This is a genomic window from Alteromonas sp. LOR (genome assembly GCF_000753865.1).
In the GTDB taxonomy this organism is placed as follows: domain Bacteria; phylum Pseudomonadota; class Gammaproteobacteria; order Enterobacterales; family Alteromonadaceae; genus Alteromonas.
This window is the reverse complement of sequence record NZ_JQFW01000057.1, coordinates 220,911-237,048: the sequence shown is the minus strand read 5'-3', so window position 1 is coordinate 237,048 and position 16,138 is coordinate 220,911. Positions and strand designations below refer to the sequence as shown.

The window sequence follows — 16,138 nt, the reverse complement described above, 5'->3', positions numbered from 1 at the left end:
TCTTAGTTCAGGTAAAAAATTGACAATAAAAATTTAAGAAGATTTGAGCAGGTTTTTCTCTAAGAATAATAACTTGAATCAGTACATAAACTGACTCTGCATCATTTTTTCGTGGACTGCTGTGTGCAGCGATTGGGGTTTATCTGTTTGGCGACATTCAACACATTACGTATCGATTTTTTCCATGTTGTTTAGCGATATACAAGTTGTGATCTGCCGCTTTATAGGAGGTGTCTAAATCTGACTCGATTAGATTAATTTTTGATACACCGATACTCACCGTAACGGATAATGGCGTCCGATCGTTAGTTACAGTGAACCCATGGTTATTAACACTAGTAATCAGCCTGTTAGATATAATATTAACCTCTTTAACGTCACGTGTTCCCATAAAAATTATGAACTCCTCACCACCTAAACGTGCAATTAGGTCGTGTTCACGTAAAGAGCGTTTAAGTACTTCAGCTACCTCTCTCAGTACACGATCACCTACTGGGTGGCCAAAACTATCATTAATTTTTTTGAAATCATCAATATCAACAATAAGTAAGTAACCTTCACGGGTATCCAATGAATTGAGCGTTAGTTCAAAGCCTCTTCTATTTAGCACCTTGGTAAGAAAATCATGCTGTGCATCGAGGGCATGCCTCTCTGTTACCGACTTCAGTTTACTGCTGTGAACAAAAACGCCAATAAGCAATACCGCAAAGAACAGCAAATTAATAAATAGAATCATTGCGAGCATGGTGACTTCTGAGGCAATAGAACGCCATACATCTGCGTTTGCATCCTTTGCAACAACCATCAGCGCGAATAGCACCCAGTACTTACGCATGCACTCTGTCTCGCAGCAAAAACCAGCCATCTAGTAACACACCAGCTAATGAAAAATAGATGACGGATAACACACCAACTGCCATAACGGGACCTGCTAACTTTAGGGGAATATTTGTCATCAGCACGATTTTTGCGCAGGCTAGGTGAGCCCAGCCCATAGCAATATACATCAATGAAAAATAATGCTGTGCAGGTTTGTGCGCGACACGCTGAAAGACGTAAAGGCCACTGGAAAAAACCAGTAAGGAACATACAGTATAGATATTGAAATACATCGAAGGGGCAATGGCACTAAAATGAGTCCCTAGCTGCCAAAAACTACTTTGTTGAATCAACCAGAATAAGTCTAGCTGTGTCGTCGCTCGTAGGACATCTGATTCAGATATGCCTTTCAATGAGCCTTCATCAGCAAGGTTAATAAATTGAACAAAAACAACCATAAACGAAGCCGACACAATGGCAACTAGGCTTGCGAAGATTTTAGTTTTGATATTGATAGCGCTAAGCATTGTCTTCCGTGAATAAATGTCAACATCTCGACTTTGAGTCGTCGCCACTTTAAAAGTTTTTAGCCCTAACGGCAACTCATTCCTGCGAGGCTAATAACTCTATGATAATGACGCTTCAGGGCATTGCTGAATTTGTTAGATTAGCGTAATTGAAATTCAGTTCTCACCATTTATGCAGCAGTGGACAGCTTGAGCTTAAAAACTCAAGCTGTTGACACTCATTAAAATGCGCGAGCTTATTGCAACCTAACAAACTCCTCTTCGTTTTGGTTGAGTGAGTTTTCCGCAAAAAAGTCCATTGCATCGAAATAGTGTTTTGCTAAGCCCTTTTGGAGTGTTTCATAAATATCAACAACGACGCTGTCTAGCCTACCATCTGCGATAATTACCTTTAAAAGATCGTAATCAACACCTGAGAAATCATCCTTAGATTTGTAAAACATACGATTCATAATGATGTAGGCTTCTTTTATAAGTTTTTGTACTTCACTCTCATAAACAGGTAGATGAGTCACTTCCATATAACGGCGGGTCCATTCGTCTGCTTCATCTTTGATATTGTGAATATCTTCTTCAGGAAGTTTTCCATAGAACTCGAAAACCTCATCACCATTTTCATCTTGTTTAATCTGAGACTTCCACTCGTCCACTTTAGCCTGTGGCAACCCTTTAAGGATTGCATCTAAATTTTCTTCGCCTTTAGCCATCTTTATTGACACCTCGATGCGTTTAATCATGTCGTTAGTATTTTCACGACGTTGTATTAGAAGCTCATGCTGTTTGTGTAGTGCACTCAACAAGTCGAAGTTATCGGCGTTAATGATGTTAGCAATATCATCTAAAGTCATGTCCATCTGTCTGTAGATAATAATTTGTTGTAACAATGCAGCGTCATAGTCAGAGTAAAAACGGTATCCGTTAATGTCTCTTTTGGCTTTAAGTAAGTTTTTTTGATCATAAAAGTGCAAAGTGCGCACACTTATTCCGCTTGCCTTACTCAACTGCCCAACACTGTATTTGTCCTTTTTCGCCATTTTCATTACGCATTACCAGAGCTTACTGTTTTCTAACATGATTCCCTTGAAGCAATACTTTGAAGTATTACCTTAGGTAAGGGTCAACTCTTTTTAATTATATATTTTTTTGCGGCGATTTATCTCTTAGAGCAAAAATCTGCATTAATGTTGCGCTGCCACGCTTTTTGAAAGCAAATCTTGTTGCGTTAAACGCTTGGTTAGCGCATCAACGTGAGCATCATCAAACTTATTCCAGGCGGTGGGAATAACATAGTGTTCGTGTAAAAAGTGTAGAAAACCATTTTTGATTTCAGGCTCGCCATGGCAAGCATCTAGTTGATTTAACTTTTTAAGCAGTACTGCTTCAGATTCGATTGATTCACACACACCACGAATACCGTAGCACGCCTCACCCATTGTCATTACAGATTTTCCTAATAGTAATGACTCAATGCCCACGGTTGAGTTGATTGTTAGCACGGCTTGAGAACGCTCGATTAACTGCTGAGTCTCGCACTGATTAGCAAACACAATTCGAGGATGGCGATTATGCAATTCATCGTGTCGCTTTGCCTCAGAAGGATGCTCTTTAATAACAATATGTAAATGAGGGGTATCTGTTTTATCAATGACGTTTGCAAGGTGCTGATATAGTTGCCCCATGCATTTTATCCACGGCGAATTTGAAATAATTTGACTGTCAGTTTCAACCTGAAAAGGCACGAAAATATACTGCTCAGGCAACGCCTCTGCATCCACTCCCTTTTGTTTCTTTGACACAGGCGCTCTTGACACCAAGGTACGAGGAAGTGATTTTGCACTATTGAATTGGCGGTAAAATTCACCCTCTTTAGGAAGAGAGTTTCTGCAATTTACACCAGACCAGTCGCAGGTTGTTGAATTAGGCAATAAGCCGTTTTCAAAATAAACTACCTCCTTACCCAATACTTTCGCAGCTTCTGCAATTGACGAACTGGGCAACTTTTGACCGTTCCAAACGCCTACTACATCGGCATTCGACTTAACGATTAAGTCGATACTCTTTGCTATATCCAGCATGATGATAACGCGCATCACAAATCGATAGATTGCCCATAAAAACGACTTTGATACAGTGGTGTGTGATGCCGCTTTTTTGGCCAGATAGAAATGTAAAAGTGCATTGATGTCGGTTTGTTTCACTAGCTTTAAATGTTTTAAATGAGACGGCAAAAAAAGATGTTTGTTTATCTTTATTACATCCACATTCAAACTGCTGCGGGAAGCAAAAGCTCTAAAATATTTTATGTGAGAGCTGCCTCTGGCAATAAACAAAAATTTGCTGTCGCTCTTTACGTTTTTGACTGTCTGATCTTTCATAAACACGTTTCACTTTTAAACTCTGATACGTATTTATAAATGCTTTATGTTGCCGAAAATTGACAGGTAAACAAAATGTCGTGGCATCTACCTAAAGTGTTACTCTAGGCTTAATAAAGTTGATAAACGCAGTCACCCGCTCAGATACAGCCGACGACTTATAATAAACAGCATTTACCAACTCTCGGTCTGTACATTAGCACGTACTTACTAGATAGCTAAAACAACTACAAACTACAGCTCGAAGTAATTAGTGAAACATTTGAACAATTGGGTACCGCTTAATACTGAGGCTGAAGGAAAATTCAGCATAGGGATAAGATCGCATGGAGCGTGCAACATCCTGCTGCCTTGGCTATTGTCCAATTCATCAATGTCGAGTATTTGTGCGAGCGGCTCACCTTTTTGCACTTTTTGCCCAGGCTTGGCAATGTACTCCACCATGCCGCCAAAATCAGAATATAAGGTTTTGTAGTCTCGCAGATACACGCCTAATCGCGTCATTTCAGCGGGTGTAAGATCACTATCCACCAATACGCCTTTGCCATTGAGGTAACTCAATATACTGTGGGCATCCACACTGCCCTCGCCAAAGTTAATCACTTCTTGGCTTCCCATCTCAAGAGTAAATGCTTCTACGTTACACTGTATGTTTCGCCCTAGATTTTGCCTAACAGAGTCTTGTAATGTCCACCAAGGGCAAAACGTCGCTTCATCAAGTGCACCGGCAAACACGTTTGGTATAAAAATATTGTGAGGAATATTGAAGAGCAACGCACTGTCTTTTGCGTACTCAGGAATGTAAATATGCCGCGTTGATACAGGTCCGTTGTGTAAATCGAGTACGAAGTCTGCATTTACCGCAAGTTGCTGCAGCTTTAAATTGAGTTGTTGAGCTAGCCCAAGTCCCCAAGGCTCTGCAAGCTTCTTCCCGATTGATGCTAACAAGTGAGCGCGAAAACGCTGTTTAATAACATCAACAGGCTCTTCAGGTGTCACTGTTTTCGCGAACTGTTCTACCGCGGCTTGGTCGTAAAAATAGCCACGGTTCCAGTTAGTACCGTTGACAGGGTCAAAACGACCCAGTGTGTATTCGCCCGACTTGATATTAGTGCCTACAGGATTGCAGTTAGGAACTAAAATAATTTTTCCTCTGATATCGGTATTTTTTAGTTCCTTGATCAGATGATAAATCACCACGTTACCCTGCACTTCAGCGCCGTGAATAGAAGACTGAATGTAAACAGTAGGCCCAGGTTTGCTGCCGGAAAAAGTATACACAGGCACATTTAAATTACGGCCTGATGCGTTTTGAGCAACAACTAAATATTCTTTTTTTAACTGCGTATTATTAGCGGACATATTCACTCTGACATCTTTAAGTTTTGGAGCGCTTCTGGCCCCCTTTTTCTTCGCTATGCAACTTAACACAAATAGAACGGCGCTATTAGGGTAAGAGTACCTGAGAGAGGCTAAGACCGACCACGCCTGTCATTACGAACCACCTCTGCGAAAGCACGCAGAGTAGCACCAAGGTGGAGATTTTCAACCATTGGCGTGGCTGAACGTAGTATTTTAAAGCTGTATCGTTTAATTAATATTGCCAGGCCGCTACTGGTTTTAAGAGGTAATTACAGACATCAAAATTTGATTGCTGGCAATTTTTTAAGCTATGCTGAGAAAAGTTCTCAATAAGGAGTTTATTATGCAGGAATTGTGGTTTTTACTACCCATGTTGATATTGGTCGCAGGTTCTCTATTTATAATAAATAAAGCGAATCATGATGATTGATTCGTGGTTGGTAGCCTAAAACGGTTTTTATCAGTTTTGTCAGTTTTGTCAGTTTTGTCAGTTTTGTCAGTTTTGTCATTATCATTCTACGTTTCAACTCGGCTGAAAAGTAAGTGAAGTAGCCGTTGATTTATTGCAGACTTATTGGCAACTATGGGCAAATTACAACCGTAAGGTAAGCAGATAACAAACGTCAGCTAATCCGACAAAGCGGACATAAACCATTTACTGAGGTGCCGACAGAAAAGTGCCAATAAAGGTCTGCTTTTAATGTTTAGTAGTTAAAAAGATTCTAAATATCGTGCAAAAAAACTGAATATCTATACATGTTTTACAACTTTCTCCTATATTCAGGAAAACGACCCGATCGCTCGTTTTTGTCCGAAGCAAAGTCATTCTGATTTTCTTGCACCCATTGTACTCTTTGCCTTTCAGAAACTTGGCAATGATGACACTATGGAAAAAAACGAGCGCAAATTCGGTAGAAAAACGCGCAACTTGCGCACTAATAAATTGTTGGGTAACCATGGGGGGTTATGAGTTTTTATAAATTACTCAAATGCTGGCAAGAGGACTTTATAGCTGTCAGGCGTAACTATAAGTTTATGGGGTCTGTATTCTTATTCTTCACGCTACTGGGTATAAACGTAAGCTTAAATCAAATATCCGTACATCTTTTGGGTTTTACAGATGCTTATTTTACGAATGTCGCATCTCAAATAATTGTCCCATTAGTATTAACTGTTGCCACGTATCCTAGAGATAAAATTACCTAACAATCGCATCAATAGCGGACACACAAATGGCTTGGCTTGTGTTCGTCCCTCACAAAATTTTAGCCAAGCCATTTGTGCCGCTTATGCGGGAGTTAGGTACTCTTGAGCAAAAATTAGCCCAAATGACATTTTAACGCTATAATGTTTTAACATTACTCAAGTGGAGACATATTCATGAGTGCTTTATCAAAACGATCAACCGTCTACTTCGAACCAGCCATTCATAATGCTTTGAAACTGCGGGCAGCATCATCAGATACCTCAATATCAGAACTGATTGATGAAGCAGTAAGACTCCTTATGAAAGAAGATCAAGAAGATTTGGCTGCAGTAAGACAAAGGGCCAAAGAGCCTGAAATTTCCTATGAGGACTTGCTAAACAGTTTGGAAGCTGATGGAAAAATATAGCGTCACTTTCAAGAAATCAGTAGCAAAAGATTTTAGGGCAATTCCCAAGTCGGACGTTAAACAAATCCTCGCCAAAATTGACTTATTAGCTGAAAACCCGCGAAAGGATGGAGCAATTAAGCTTAGTGGACTCTACTTGTATCGTATCCGACAAGGCCTTTATAGAATAATTTATGAAATCCGAGAAACTGAACTTGTTGTACAGGTGATAAAAATCGGGCATCGCTCTGATGTTTATAAACGTACCTAACAAACGACTATGGCGTCAACCTTGAATTTAAACTACTTTTTCTTCCCACATGACACCACCTCTGACCATTGAATTTAGTATTACAACCCTCTTTCTTACACAGGCTATTATCGCTACTTTTTTCGGTTTCCCTGCCTCAACTAGACGTTCGTAAAACGACTTAAACTTCGGATTACATTGCATCGCAGACATTATCGCCATAAAAAGAACTGTACGGACTTGATGACGACCTCCCTGTGTAACCTGTTTACCTTTGTACTTTCCACTTTCTTTGTTCATTGGTGAACACCAACTAGCGCAGCGACTTGTTTACTGTTCATTAATCCTAGCTCTGGCAAGTAGCTTATTAGCGCTGCTGCCGACACTTTCCCTATTCCAGACATGCTCTGCACAAGCTCACTCTTCGCACTATAATCTGGGCAACTTTCTATAAGCTCTGCTAACTCATCGTTCATCTTTTCAATGTGCTTTTTCTATATCAATAATATCGCTTTGATACTCAACTGGACTGATTTCGGCATAATCTGAAGACGATTCTTTTCTTTGGTTTGCATTTCTATCAACTGATTTCTTAGTCGTACGATATCTGCCATCTTCTGCATATTCTCTGGCTTTAGCGTCGGCAGTTTTGGCTGTATCACTTCGCCGAACTGAACTATTAAAGCGGCGTCCAGCTTATCCGTTTTAGCTCTTCGGCCTATCGCACCTGCAAAGCGCTTAACATGAACTGGATTGACGACACTGAACGCTATGCCAGCCTTGGCACAAGCATCGACAAATTCAGCTTAATAACGTCCCGTTGACTCGATAACTACACGCTCGATGTCGAGCCTCCGCAGACGTTTTATCGCCTCGCCAATGCATTTCTTGTTATTACTGACTTTGAAATATTCGTTTAATGGACGAATATGAATATCGAGAAAATTCTTACCGGTCTCTACGCCTACGTTTATGTTTTGCACTAAGGTTTTATTCATAATAATCTAACTCTGGCTTGCTAAATGCGAGCTCGGGGCCCAGTCGACTATTCGAGTATGTTGCTTGGAGTACCGTGTAGCGTTCGAGTTTGTTATCGGTCTCTCTATTGAGGATCCACTCAATCGCCGAACTACTACACAGCCAACTTTGGTTGCAGCCAAAGTCTGGGCCTCACTTTACCCATCTTCGAAAAGGAATGTCGTGTATTTAGGGAAGAATTATCCATACAAAAAAATTAAGCTCGCCCGCCGCGCGGGCTGGGCCGCAAACACGCGGTGCGGCTTCGCCACCGTAGCCTGCCTATTTGTCTCCCACACCTAAAAGTTAATGTCGGCTTTAGGTGGTTTTTGCCAACCTATTGATGGCAAAATTCCGACAAAACGGACATAAGCACGGGCTTTTCTTTCGACGGGTTTCAGGCCCAAATCGAACATTAACGCTAAGCTAATGGGCAAATGTTGTTGGGTTGATTTATGCCTGCGAAGCAGAATAGCGACTCAGCAAAAATTTGTCCGGTTGAGCACCTTGTATGCGGTATTATATTTTTTGTGTAAAAGAAACTACTTATTTATCGGGACGGCGTTCATATCCGAACAGTTACATACGTAAAAGCGCATGGGGTTTGGACCGCTACGCACTTATTTCAATATAATTATATGCCTGACACGTTGTATGCGCCGTTGTCCGAGCACCGAACGGCTATGGAGGAAGATAGCTCAACGTGAGAGGTGTATAATTTATTGCTCGTTTTCTTGATCGCTTTCGAGGTTGTCGTTAAATTGACTTAGAGATCCAAATTTTACTACGTGGGCTTTTTGGTAGCCTGCTTCAATCTGCTTATGTTTATGAAATAATTCCCTGAACTTTTCATCTTCAACATATATTTTTTCAATAATCGCGAGGTGCTCTTCTCGTTTTTTTCTATTCTCCGTTGAACCTGAATCTGCCACTCGTTGCGCTACATAAAAGCCCCCGGCCCCCAGGAAAAATGCATCTTCAAATAATTCTCTTTTAATTCTAGTGTCGTAACCACTGGAACAGACTCGCTCCTTAAAGTTTGAATTCGGTATACTGACTCGACGACACTTTATTTTGAAATCTGTATTGCTAATGGAGTCATTTAGATAATTTCTGACTTCGTCTCTGGAATCCAAAAATTCTTGCTTCCATGCTTTATATGGCTTAGAACCGTAAACTTCAACCACTTCCACATCCTGACTTTGATTGTCAGTTTCTTGAGAGTTTGCGTCAACACTAAGACTGAGTGCAATGACTAACGCTAAACTGCACAATGCTGCTTTCATAGTAAATTCCGTTTAAATAGAAGTTAAGAACAGGAACAAAATATTTATGCCTGCAATAAGGCTTAAACTATATGTTTAGTCGCCGCCAGGCAGTTCGTAAAGCAAATCCCATTTTTGGTTTTAGGTTCCTGAGAAAGTAGAATAAAATCATTGCCGTCAGAAGATCCGATTACAATTCTTCTAGAAACCATCACTGTGGCCAATATGTTTGATGGGCAGGTAGGGCAAGTATATGAATCTGTAGGGGTGATTTCCTCGGGTTCTTGAAAAGTATCCGCTGGAGTGTAACTGCATACCGTCACATATTCGTCGTTTGCCATCGAAAATTGAGACACAGCAAGTGAATAAAAGCCTAGTAACATCCTGTGTTTCAAAAAAACTCCTGTAAAAATTTTGTACCATTACCATACAAATATAAAATCTCACAAAACAGGACAGTAAGTCAAATTTTTTATTTTCCATTACATTAATTTGACCACCCTCATGTCATGGTAATCTGTAATGACAGTTACTCGATATGACACTAGTGGCACAAACCGGAATTAGCGAAACAGCAAGTTGAAGGGCTGCTTAATTGTCTTCAGCAGACCACCGCCCGCGCGGTGGTGACAATCTGGTAATCGCCCAAAAAATCTGACAGCTTACATTTGCTAATGTCGGCTTTAGGTCGTCAGTCGACATTTTAAAAACGACAAAAAGTCCGACGAAGCAGACATACGAACAAAGAATTATATTTCTACATTTTGCCGTTTAAACCCTTCAACTCCCTCTATCCGTCGGCTGCGTGCGCGGGCTGTGTAAAAACTATATTCAGCCCGTTATTTGAACAAAAATAGATATAAATACTTGTCTTACATTTTACATAGCATTGCGCAATCAATTGGGTTGTTGAAGTTTTTACATTACCTGAGTCAATTGAAAGCGTTCGTGGTAATAGCGATTCAGGAGAAAGAAACCTAAGTTTTAGCAAATTAGGATGATGCCCCTGTAACTGATGTAAGGCACTTTTTAGTTGGGAGGGCACCTTAACGTAAGTCGTTATTGCCGTCCCCATTCCTTTCCACCCATTTCTACCAACCGAGACGCGGCTCGTCGAAATGAAAAGGCGAGATCATTGGCGGCCGATAATTGTGCCAGTGACACACCAATTAGACCCGTCGCCGACCACTCCACATGCTCCCCCTCTTTGTTGCGAATCATGGTCGTCGCAAAGGAACTCGAGTTTCCCCCCTTCTCACTGACAAACAATTCTTCATCTCCATCTCTGCTTTCGACTTGCGCTTCAAAATCGACAAACAACTCGTCGAGCGGGACTTGTGCCGCCAGCACCAAGCGGGTGCGAGATTCATAACACGCATCAATGAGGGTCACGAATCGTCGCGCTTCATTGAGGTGATTAGCGGTAAGTTGGGGTACGCGGTCCATGATGATGACCGGAAATCGGTCGCAAAGGGAAATATAATCGGCCGCGCCGAGCGGTTGATAGCACAACTCGGCAAAGTCAAACCAGGCGCACCGATCATTTAATCGGGCGACCTGGACGGTGCGACCGAAGTGGACCTGAATGTCTTCGGCCTCAGTTGTGGATGCAGTGCCACCAAATATTTCTCCCAACTGCGCCTGTATGTCGTTATCAGCATTATTGTCGCCATGAGCATCCTTGTTTGACCAAAAATAGGATTGACCATCCGCTCTAGTTTCGAGTCGATAATCCTTGGTGGAATCTGCCATGGAAATAATGTCGAACGTCTGTTTTAACATGTCTATGAATGGTAAAAAGAGGGATCGGTTAATGCCTCTCTCATACAGGGCATCGGGAGAGCGATTCGAGGTGGCCACCACCACGACATTACAATCCAATAAGAATAAAAAGAGTCGTTTCAAAATCATAGCATCGCCAACGTCTGTCACTTGAAATTCATCGAAACAGAGGAGTTGGGCTTCTTGTGCTAATTGTTGCGCAATAATAGGAATTGCATCATCTTGTGGGTGTTTCTGTTTGTAGACAAAGATTCGATGATGGACGTCTAGCATGAATTCATGAAAGTGGACGCGGCGTTGAGTAATTTTTGCGTGGCTGTGGCTGTCATCATTACAGCAAGAATCATCATCAGAAACATTAACCGACGCGTAAAAGAGATCCATTAAAAAGCTTTTGCCAACCCCGACCGGTCCATGAATGTAAATGCCTCGCGGTGGTGGACCAAAAGACCACAAATGGAACTTCTTTTGAAGAAAGGACTGGGCGGATGCCAGGGGTCGCGCCAGTAACAATGGGCCACTGCCTGCATAACTGCTCTCTGTCGAATAGTTGGTGCGCACGGGTACTGGTGGCAGCGAGGCAAGAGACTCATGTAGGGCATCCAATTTTGCCGCCAGAGCGACTTGCGCCTCGTCGCGTCGCACCTCTCCCGCATCCACCTTAAGTTCATAAGCCGCTGAAACGGGGCCTGTCGAGAGGCACCGCCGAGCGACGCGTTGTTGCGCTATCAACGTCTTCTTCATCATCTTTATTATGGAACTTATGAGTTTATTAACATGATGAATGGTACGTTAGATCTCTGTAAAGGTATCAAGTGATTTGTAGAGAGGCTGTAGTTTCCGAGTTCAATTTGTATAACATTAGCAAAACTATCTTAATAATATAAATAGCCTTCTTATGGCCGCATGTTTGTTATTTAGACAAAACGCGAAACCACTCAAGGGCTATGAAATGCCCCCTGCCTCCCTTTACTTTTAACAAGAGATTTACTCACACACGCCGACCTTCAAGTCGACAACCTGTTTAGTAAAAGGTTTAAAATAACAAGGGGTTACCAACTGTTTACTTTCACAAAATTCAAACCATAAAACGCAAAAAGCCAACTTATCAAAGCTGGCTTTAAAGGCGCACATTATGGCGTACAGTACGGCATATGCTAAGGTGAGTGCTGTGGCATCTGCAGGCTGATTAAGAGACTAAATAAGCCTACTCCAAAGCCTTTACATCCCTCTCTTTAAATTGGTGAGCCAGGTGGTAATGGCATTACGTCAAATGCGGCAGGCCATGTTCCACTGCTAAAGTAAGCGTCAAAATATCCGTTTAATATTTCGTACTTATCGTCATCAGCTTCATCCTCTAGCCACTCGTTAAACTCTAACAAAGCTTCATCGGCCGCAAGTTTTACTTCAGGTGCCAATTTGTCGTTAGTCACAGCTTCCATAATGGCGTTAAGCGCTACTAACTGAAGGCGTTTTGCGATAGCGCTGGTATCTTTATTCTTATACCAATGAACATTCAGAATTTGTTTTATCAGAAGATTCACGTCAACTTTATTGCGTCTATCTTTGCTGCTTGTTACTTGCCACTGAAGACGATTTAAGCGTTCTGGATGTAACAATAGCGACAATGAGAAGTTTGCCGCAGAGGCCGCAGCCGATGCAGGGTCGAGCATTAATCCCATTTTACCCTTAAATTGCTCACGAGTAATATCGTCACCGTAGGCTGTGGGGGGAATTAACGACAGCACACTTTCAGGCATGCTTAGGTAGTCGGCCGTCGACGCTTTAATCAACTGCTGCATTGCACGCTGCTGCACCGCAGGTGCCACAAACTGTTGGCCTTGTGGGGTAACATAATCGCCCTTGCGTTCATATTCATAATGCAAACCACCTACCTGTTTTGCTACTGCTTCAAGCTGATAGCGATGAAGCAAGAAAATGGGCACTAAGCTGTCTTCTAGTGAAGAAAGGCTGGCATTGGGCGCTAGCGTATTCATACCAAGGTTGTTAAGCGCCACATCGCGTACCTTCGAAATGTCATCAAAGGCGTCTAATGGGTCTGAACCATTCTCCCACATATGCCCGTTTGCAGAGCCGTGTCTGGAGCTTCGCGTATCTGAATCCGATTTAAAGGCAAGGCCGGCATTTCTTGCTTTAGTGATGACTTTCGCAAGAGCTTCCTTCTCTTCGTCTTCACTGGCAAATGTAGCATAGCCATAGGTGACGGCATGCTTGTCCCAGTCACCTATTCCTTTGTCATAGGCATTTTCTAAGCTAATCACCCCGTCTTTTAATGTAATTTGAGGGTGCGGATAATCCATCACCGAAGCTCTATTGTTTTCGCTAGCCGCAAAGTTGTGCGCAATACCCAGCGTATGGCCAACTTCATGGGCAGAAAGTTGTTTTATTCTGTCTAGCGCCATTTCTTGCTGCGCGCTAGTATCGGCTGTATTGCTGACACTGCCATCAGAAAACGGGCTGGTGAGGCCAAGGGCTATTAAATAGTCTTGGCGCACGCGCAATGAACCTAGCGTAACGTGACCTTTTATTATCTCCCCAGTTCTTGGGTCTACAACAGAAGAGCCGTAAGACCACCCCCGCGTTGCTCTGTGAACCCAGTTGATAACGTTGTAACGCACGTCCATAGGATCAGCGCCCTCAGGCAACACTTTCACCTGAAATGCGTTTTTAAACCCTGCCGCTTCAAACGCTTGGTTCCACCAGCTAGCGCCCTCTTTAAGCGACGACATTACTGGCTCAGGTATACCGGGGTCTAAATAATAAACAATAGGCTCTACCGCTTCGCTCATTGCAGCGTGAGGCGTCTTTTTCTCTAGCCGATGACGAGTAATAAAGCGCTGCTCTGTCGACTCAGTAATCGCCGTAGAATAATCATAATAATTGAATTTCCAGTAGCCTGAGTACGGATGATATACACGGGGTGTATAGCCCGCCTCTGGCAGCGCAACAAAGGAATGATGCAAGTGCACGCTTAAGCTTTCAGCGTCAGGCGTGACTTGCTGTACATAGTCACCTGGTTTGCTTCCGCTAAACGTGACCAAGGCCTCAAGCTCAGTGTTTTTCTCAAACCCTTTCGTACGCGGTAGGTAAACACCACTGCGCATTTTGTCTACTTTATAGCTGCCTTGATTACTGCGAGACAAACGATTGCCAATTCCATGAACATCGCTTAGTAAGTAATCGGTGTAGTCAACTAGGTTCGCGCTGTCACTTTTCGCCACAATAGCAAAGCCTGCAATAACCGAGTCGGCAAAGGCTTCATCAATACTTTGCTTTTCAGCAACAGAGCCATGGCCGGCTCTAAACTTAGTGTTGTGCTGTGTTAGCAATAGTTTATTGCCGAAACGCTCGAAGGAAATTAATCGAGTTCTACCAAGTTGGCCTCTATCCAGGCCAATATCGTTTGAACCCACGCCGTATGGAAGGCTACTTTGAAATAGATACTGCTCATCAGATGCTGGTACTTCCAAAAACACCTTGTCGGCAGAGTCATCATAATACATGGGGATCAGGCCGTTTTTCTTCGTCATGCCATCAGTAAATTCACTGATGCTTGGCACTGCGGCTAAGGCAAGAGAAGATGACGTGATAAATAGCGCAAACAAAACGGTGATGAAATGGCTGGTAGCGCGTAGGTACTGTGTGTACCTACCAATCAAGGTAGAACGCTGCATTCGTTAATTCCTTCTTCGTACATGCGAAACAGTAAAGTATGAATTGTTTCAGTTAGCCTACCCCAAGTGACTGTATTTGCCTATGATTGCGTCGGTAAAAAATACATCAACAGAAAATACTTGAATAGTTATCGTGAGTATTTCCTAATGTGTACCCGCTTACATTGTTTTTTTATCTATCAATATTGAGGTTGGCTATTTTGAAGTTTACGTCTCGCGCTACTGGTATCTCTGAGTTCTTGGCCATGGCCTATGGTGAAAAAGCATCGGCGCTTGTTAAAAACGGTTTTGATGTTATTCGCCTGAATCTAGGCGAGCCTGACTTTGGTGCCCCAGACGCTGTAATAACAGCGATGAAAGACTCGTTAGACTCACCTGATTACCCTTATACATCGGCGCTGGGCACACCTGAACTTCGCGAGGCTATAGCTGGCTTTTACGAGCAAAAACACGATGTGAAAATTCCCTCATCACGCATTGTGGTTACCGCCGGAGCAAGTGCGGCGCTTTTGTTAGCCAGTGCTGCACTGGTAGAGCCTGGCGACAATGTGATTCTAGGCGACCCTTCTTACCCGTGTAATCGTCGTTTTTTGAACGCTTTTGGCGCGGATGTCACTCTGGTTCCCACCTCTAGTGAACATAACTTTCAGCTTACTGCTGACGATGTTGAAAAGCACTGGAAGCCCAATACGAAAGGCGTACTCATTGCAACCCCAGCGAACCCAACGGGCACAGTGATTGATGCCACTGAATTGTTGGCTATTGGTAAAATCTGTAAACAGCATGATGGCTTTTTAATTGTCGATGAAATTTATTTAGATTTGCTGTTAGACGCTTCTGTACAAGAAGATGCTGCGGCAAGAGATGAAACTGCGCCTGCGGCAACAACCGTTCTCGCTAACACGCCTCTACACGATAATATTATTGTGATTAATAGCTTTTCCAAATACTTCGGCATGACCGGCTGGCGTTTAGGCTGGTGTGTGGTACCTGAGGAAATGACAAGCGTTGTTGAGCGTTTAGCACAAAACCTCTTTATATGCCCTTCTACTCTTTCTCAAAAAGCAGCGCTAGCTTGCTTTACCCCGCAAGCTCTTAGCCAATGTGAGGAAAATAGGCAATTACTGATTAAACGGGCCACACTGGTATTTTCTGCATTGGACAAGATGGGGCTACCTGTTGATGCAAAGCCCAACGGCGCTTTTTACGCGTATATCAATATTCAAAAAACCGGGCTTTCAGCCATCGAGTTTTGTGACACGTTATTGGATAAATACTATGTTGCCCTTACTCCAGGAAACGACTTTGGTGAACATAATGCCGACAATTACGTTCGTTTGTCATTTGCCACTAGTGAGAGTGATTTACTAAAAGGGCTGGAAAGACTATCTCAATTTGTGAATGAATTAGTAAGCTAACGGTTTCATGAATACACCAATATTATGCAAAAAAA

Annotated in this window: 11 protein-coding genes and 1 pseudogene; 3 read left to right on the top strand and 9 right to left on the bottom strand. The window is 42.6% G+C overall.

Features of this window, described 5'->3' with window-relative positions:
- Nucleotides 1-157: 157 nt before the first annotated feature.
- The 5 genes from JV36_RS0118000 to JV36_RS0117980 form a co-directional block, all read right to left on the bottom strand.
- On the bottom strand, nucleotides 158-835 hold the full coding sequence (locus tag JV36_RS0118000; RefSeq protein ID WP_052010223.1) for a GGDEF domain-containing protein: 678 nt from the start codon (nucleotides 833-835) through the stop codon (nucleotides 158-160).
- Nucleotides 828-1,346 (bottom strand): hypothetical protein, encoded by a 519-nt coding sequence (locus tag JV36_RS0117995; protein WP_032096602.1) that lies wholly within the window; start codon nucleotides 1,344-1,346, stop codon nucleotides 828-830. The genes JV36_RS0118000 and JV36_RS0117995 overlap by 8 nt, the downstream gene beginning before the upstream one ends.
- A gap of 236 nt (nucleotides 1,347-1,582) precedes the next feature.
- Nucleotides 1,583-2,386 (bottom strand): MerR family transcriptional regulator, encoded by an 804-nt coding sequence (locus JV36_RS0117990; RefSeq protein ID WP_235207889.1) that lies wholly within the window; start codon nucleotides 2,384-2,386, stop codon nucleotides 1,583-1,585.
- 138 nt (nucleotides 2,387-2,524) lie between these two features.
- Nucleotides 2,525-3,544, bottom strand: coding sequence for a capsular polysaccharide export protein, LipB/KpsS family (locus JV36_RS0117985; RefSeq protein WP_160173592.1), 1,020 nt, complete (start codon nucleotides 3,542-3,544; stop codon nucleotides 2,525-2,527).
- 411 nt (nucleotides 3,545-3,955) lie between these two features.
- Nucleotides 3,956-5,083 carry a succinylglutamate desuccinylase/aspartoacylase domain-containing protein gene (locus JV36_RS0117980; RefSeq protein WP_032096604.1) on the bottom strand — a complete coding sequence of 376 codons (1,128 nt, stop codon included), beginning with the start codon at nucleotides 5,081-5,083 and terminating at the stop codon, nucleotides 3,956-3,958.
- Nucleotides 5,084-6,463: 1,380 nt separating this feature from the next.
- Between JV36_RS0117980 and JV36_RS0117975 the strand changes: the two genes are divergently transcribed.
- Nucleotides 6,464-6,697 carry a ribbon-helix-helix domain-containing protein gene (locus JV36_RS0117975; RefSeq protein ID WP_032096605.1) on the top strand — a complete coding sequence of 78 codons (234 nt, stop codon included), beginning with the start codon at nucleotides 6,464-6,466 and terminating at the stop codon, nucleotides 6,695-6,697.
- Nucleotides 6,684-6,947, top strand: a complete 264-nt coding sequence (locus JV36_RS0117970) for a type II toxin-antitoxin system RelE family toxin (RefSeq protein ID WP_032096606.1) — start codon at nucleotides 6,684-6,686, stop codon at nucleotides 6,945-6,947. Before JV36_RS0117975 ends, JV36_RS0117970 begins: the two co-directional genes overlap by 14 nt.
- A 27-nt stretch (nucleotides 6,948-6,974) precedes the next feature.
- Here the strand turns inward: JV36_RS0117970 and JV36_RS19140 are convergent.
- The 4 genes and pseudogenes from JV36_RS19140 to JV36_RS0117950 form a co-directional block, all read right to left on the bottom strand.
- Nucleotides 6,975-7,924, bottom strand: a pseudogene (locus JV36_RS19140) (IS110 family transposase).
- A 738-nt stretch (nucleotides 7,925-8,662) separates the two neighbouring features.
- A complete protein-coding gene (locus tag JV36_RS0117960) occupies nucleotides 8,663-9,229 on the bottom strand; it encodes a hypothetical protein (RefSeq protein WP_032096607.1) in 567 nt (188 codons plus the stop codon).
- Between the two features lie 1,038 nt (nucleotides 9,230-10,267).
- A complete protein-coding gene (gene zapE / locus JV36_RS0117955; protein ID WP_032096608.1) occupies nucleotides 10,268-11,737 on the bottom strand; it encodes a cell division protein ZapE in 1,470 nt (489 codons plus the stop codon).
- A 488-nt stretch (nucleotides 11,738-12,225) separates the two neighbouring features.
- Entirely contained in the window at nucleotides 12,226-14,685 is a 2,460-nt protein-coding gene (locus JV36_RS0117950; RefSeq protein ID WP_032096609.1) for a zinc-dependent metalloprotease, read from the bottom strand.
- 200 nt (nucleotides 14,686-14,885) lie between these two features.
- Between JV36_RS0117950 and JV36_RS0117945 the strand changes: the two genes are divergently transcribed.
- Nucleotides 14,886-16,103 (top strand): aminotransferase class I/II-fold pyridoxal phosphate-dependent enzyme, encoded by a 1,218-nt coding sequence (locus JV36_RS0117945; protein ID WP_032096610.1) that lies wholly within the window; start codon nucleotides 14,886-14,888, stop codon nucleotides 16,101-16,103.
- Nucleotides 16,104-16,138: the final 35 nt, after the last annotated feature.

Bases quoted from the DNA above. Each gene is read 5' to 3' on its own strand.
- JV36_RS0118000 (WP_052010223.1), bottom strand. From the start codon at position 835: ATGCGTAAGTACTGGGTGCTATTCGCGCTGATGGTTGTTGCAAAGGAT.
- JV36_RS0117995 (WP_032096602.1), bottom strand. From the start codon at position 1,346: ATGCTTAGCGCTATCAATATCAAAACTAAAATCTTCGCAAGCCTAGTT.
- JV36_RS0117990 (WP_235207889.1), bottom strand. From the start codon at position 2,386: ATGAAAATGGCGAAAAAGGACAAATACAGTGTTGGGCAGTTGAGTAAG.
- JV36_RS0117980 (WP_032096604.1), bottom strand. From the start codon at position 5,083: ATGTCCGCTAATAATACGCAGTTAAAAAAAGAATATTTAGTTGTTGCT.
- JV36_RS0117975 (WP_032096605.1), top strand. From the start codon at position 6,464: ATGAGTGCTTTATCAAAACGATCAACCGTCTACTTCGAACCAGCCATT.
- JV36_RS0117970 (WP_032096606.1), top strand. From the start codon at position 6,684: ATGGAAAAATATAGCGTCACTTTCAAGAAATCAGTAGCAAAAGATTTT.
- JV36_RS0117960 (WP_032096607.1), bottom strand. From the start codon at position 9,229: ATGAAAGCAGCATTGTGCAGTTTAGCGTTAGTCATTGCACTCAGTCTT.
- zapE (WP_032096608.1), bottom strand. From the start codon at position 11,737: ATGATGAAGAAGACGTTGATAGCGCAACAACGCGTCGCTCGGCGGTGC.
- JV36_RS0117950 (WP_032096609.1), bottom strand. From the start codon at position 14,685: ATGCAGCGTTCTACCTTGATTGGTAGGTACACACAGTACCTACGCGCT.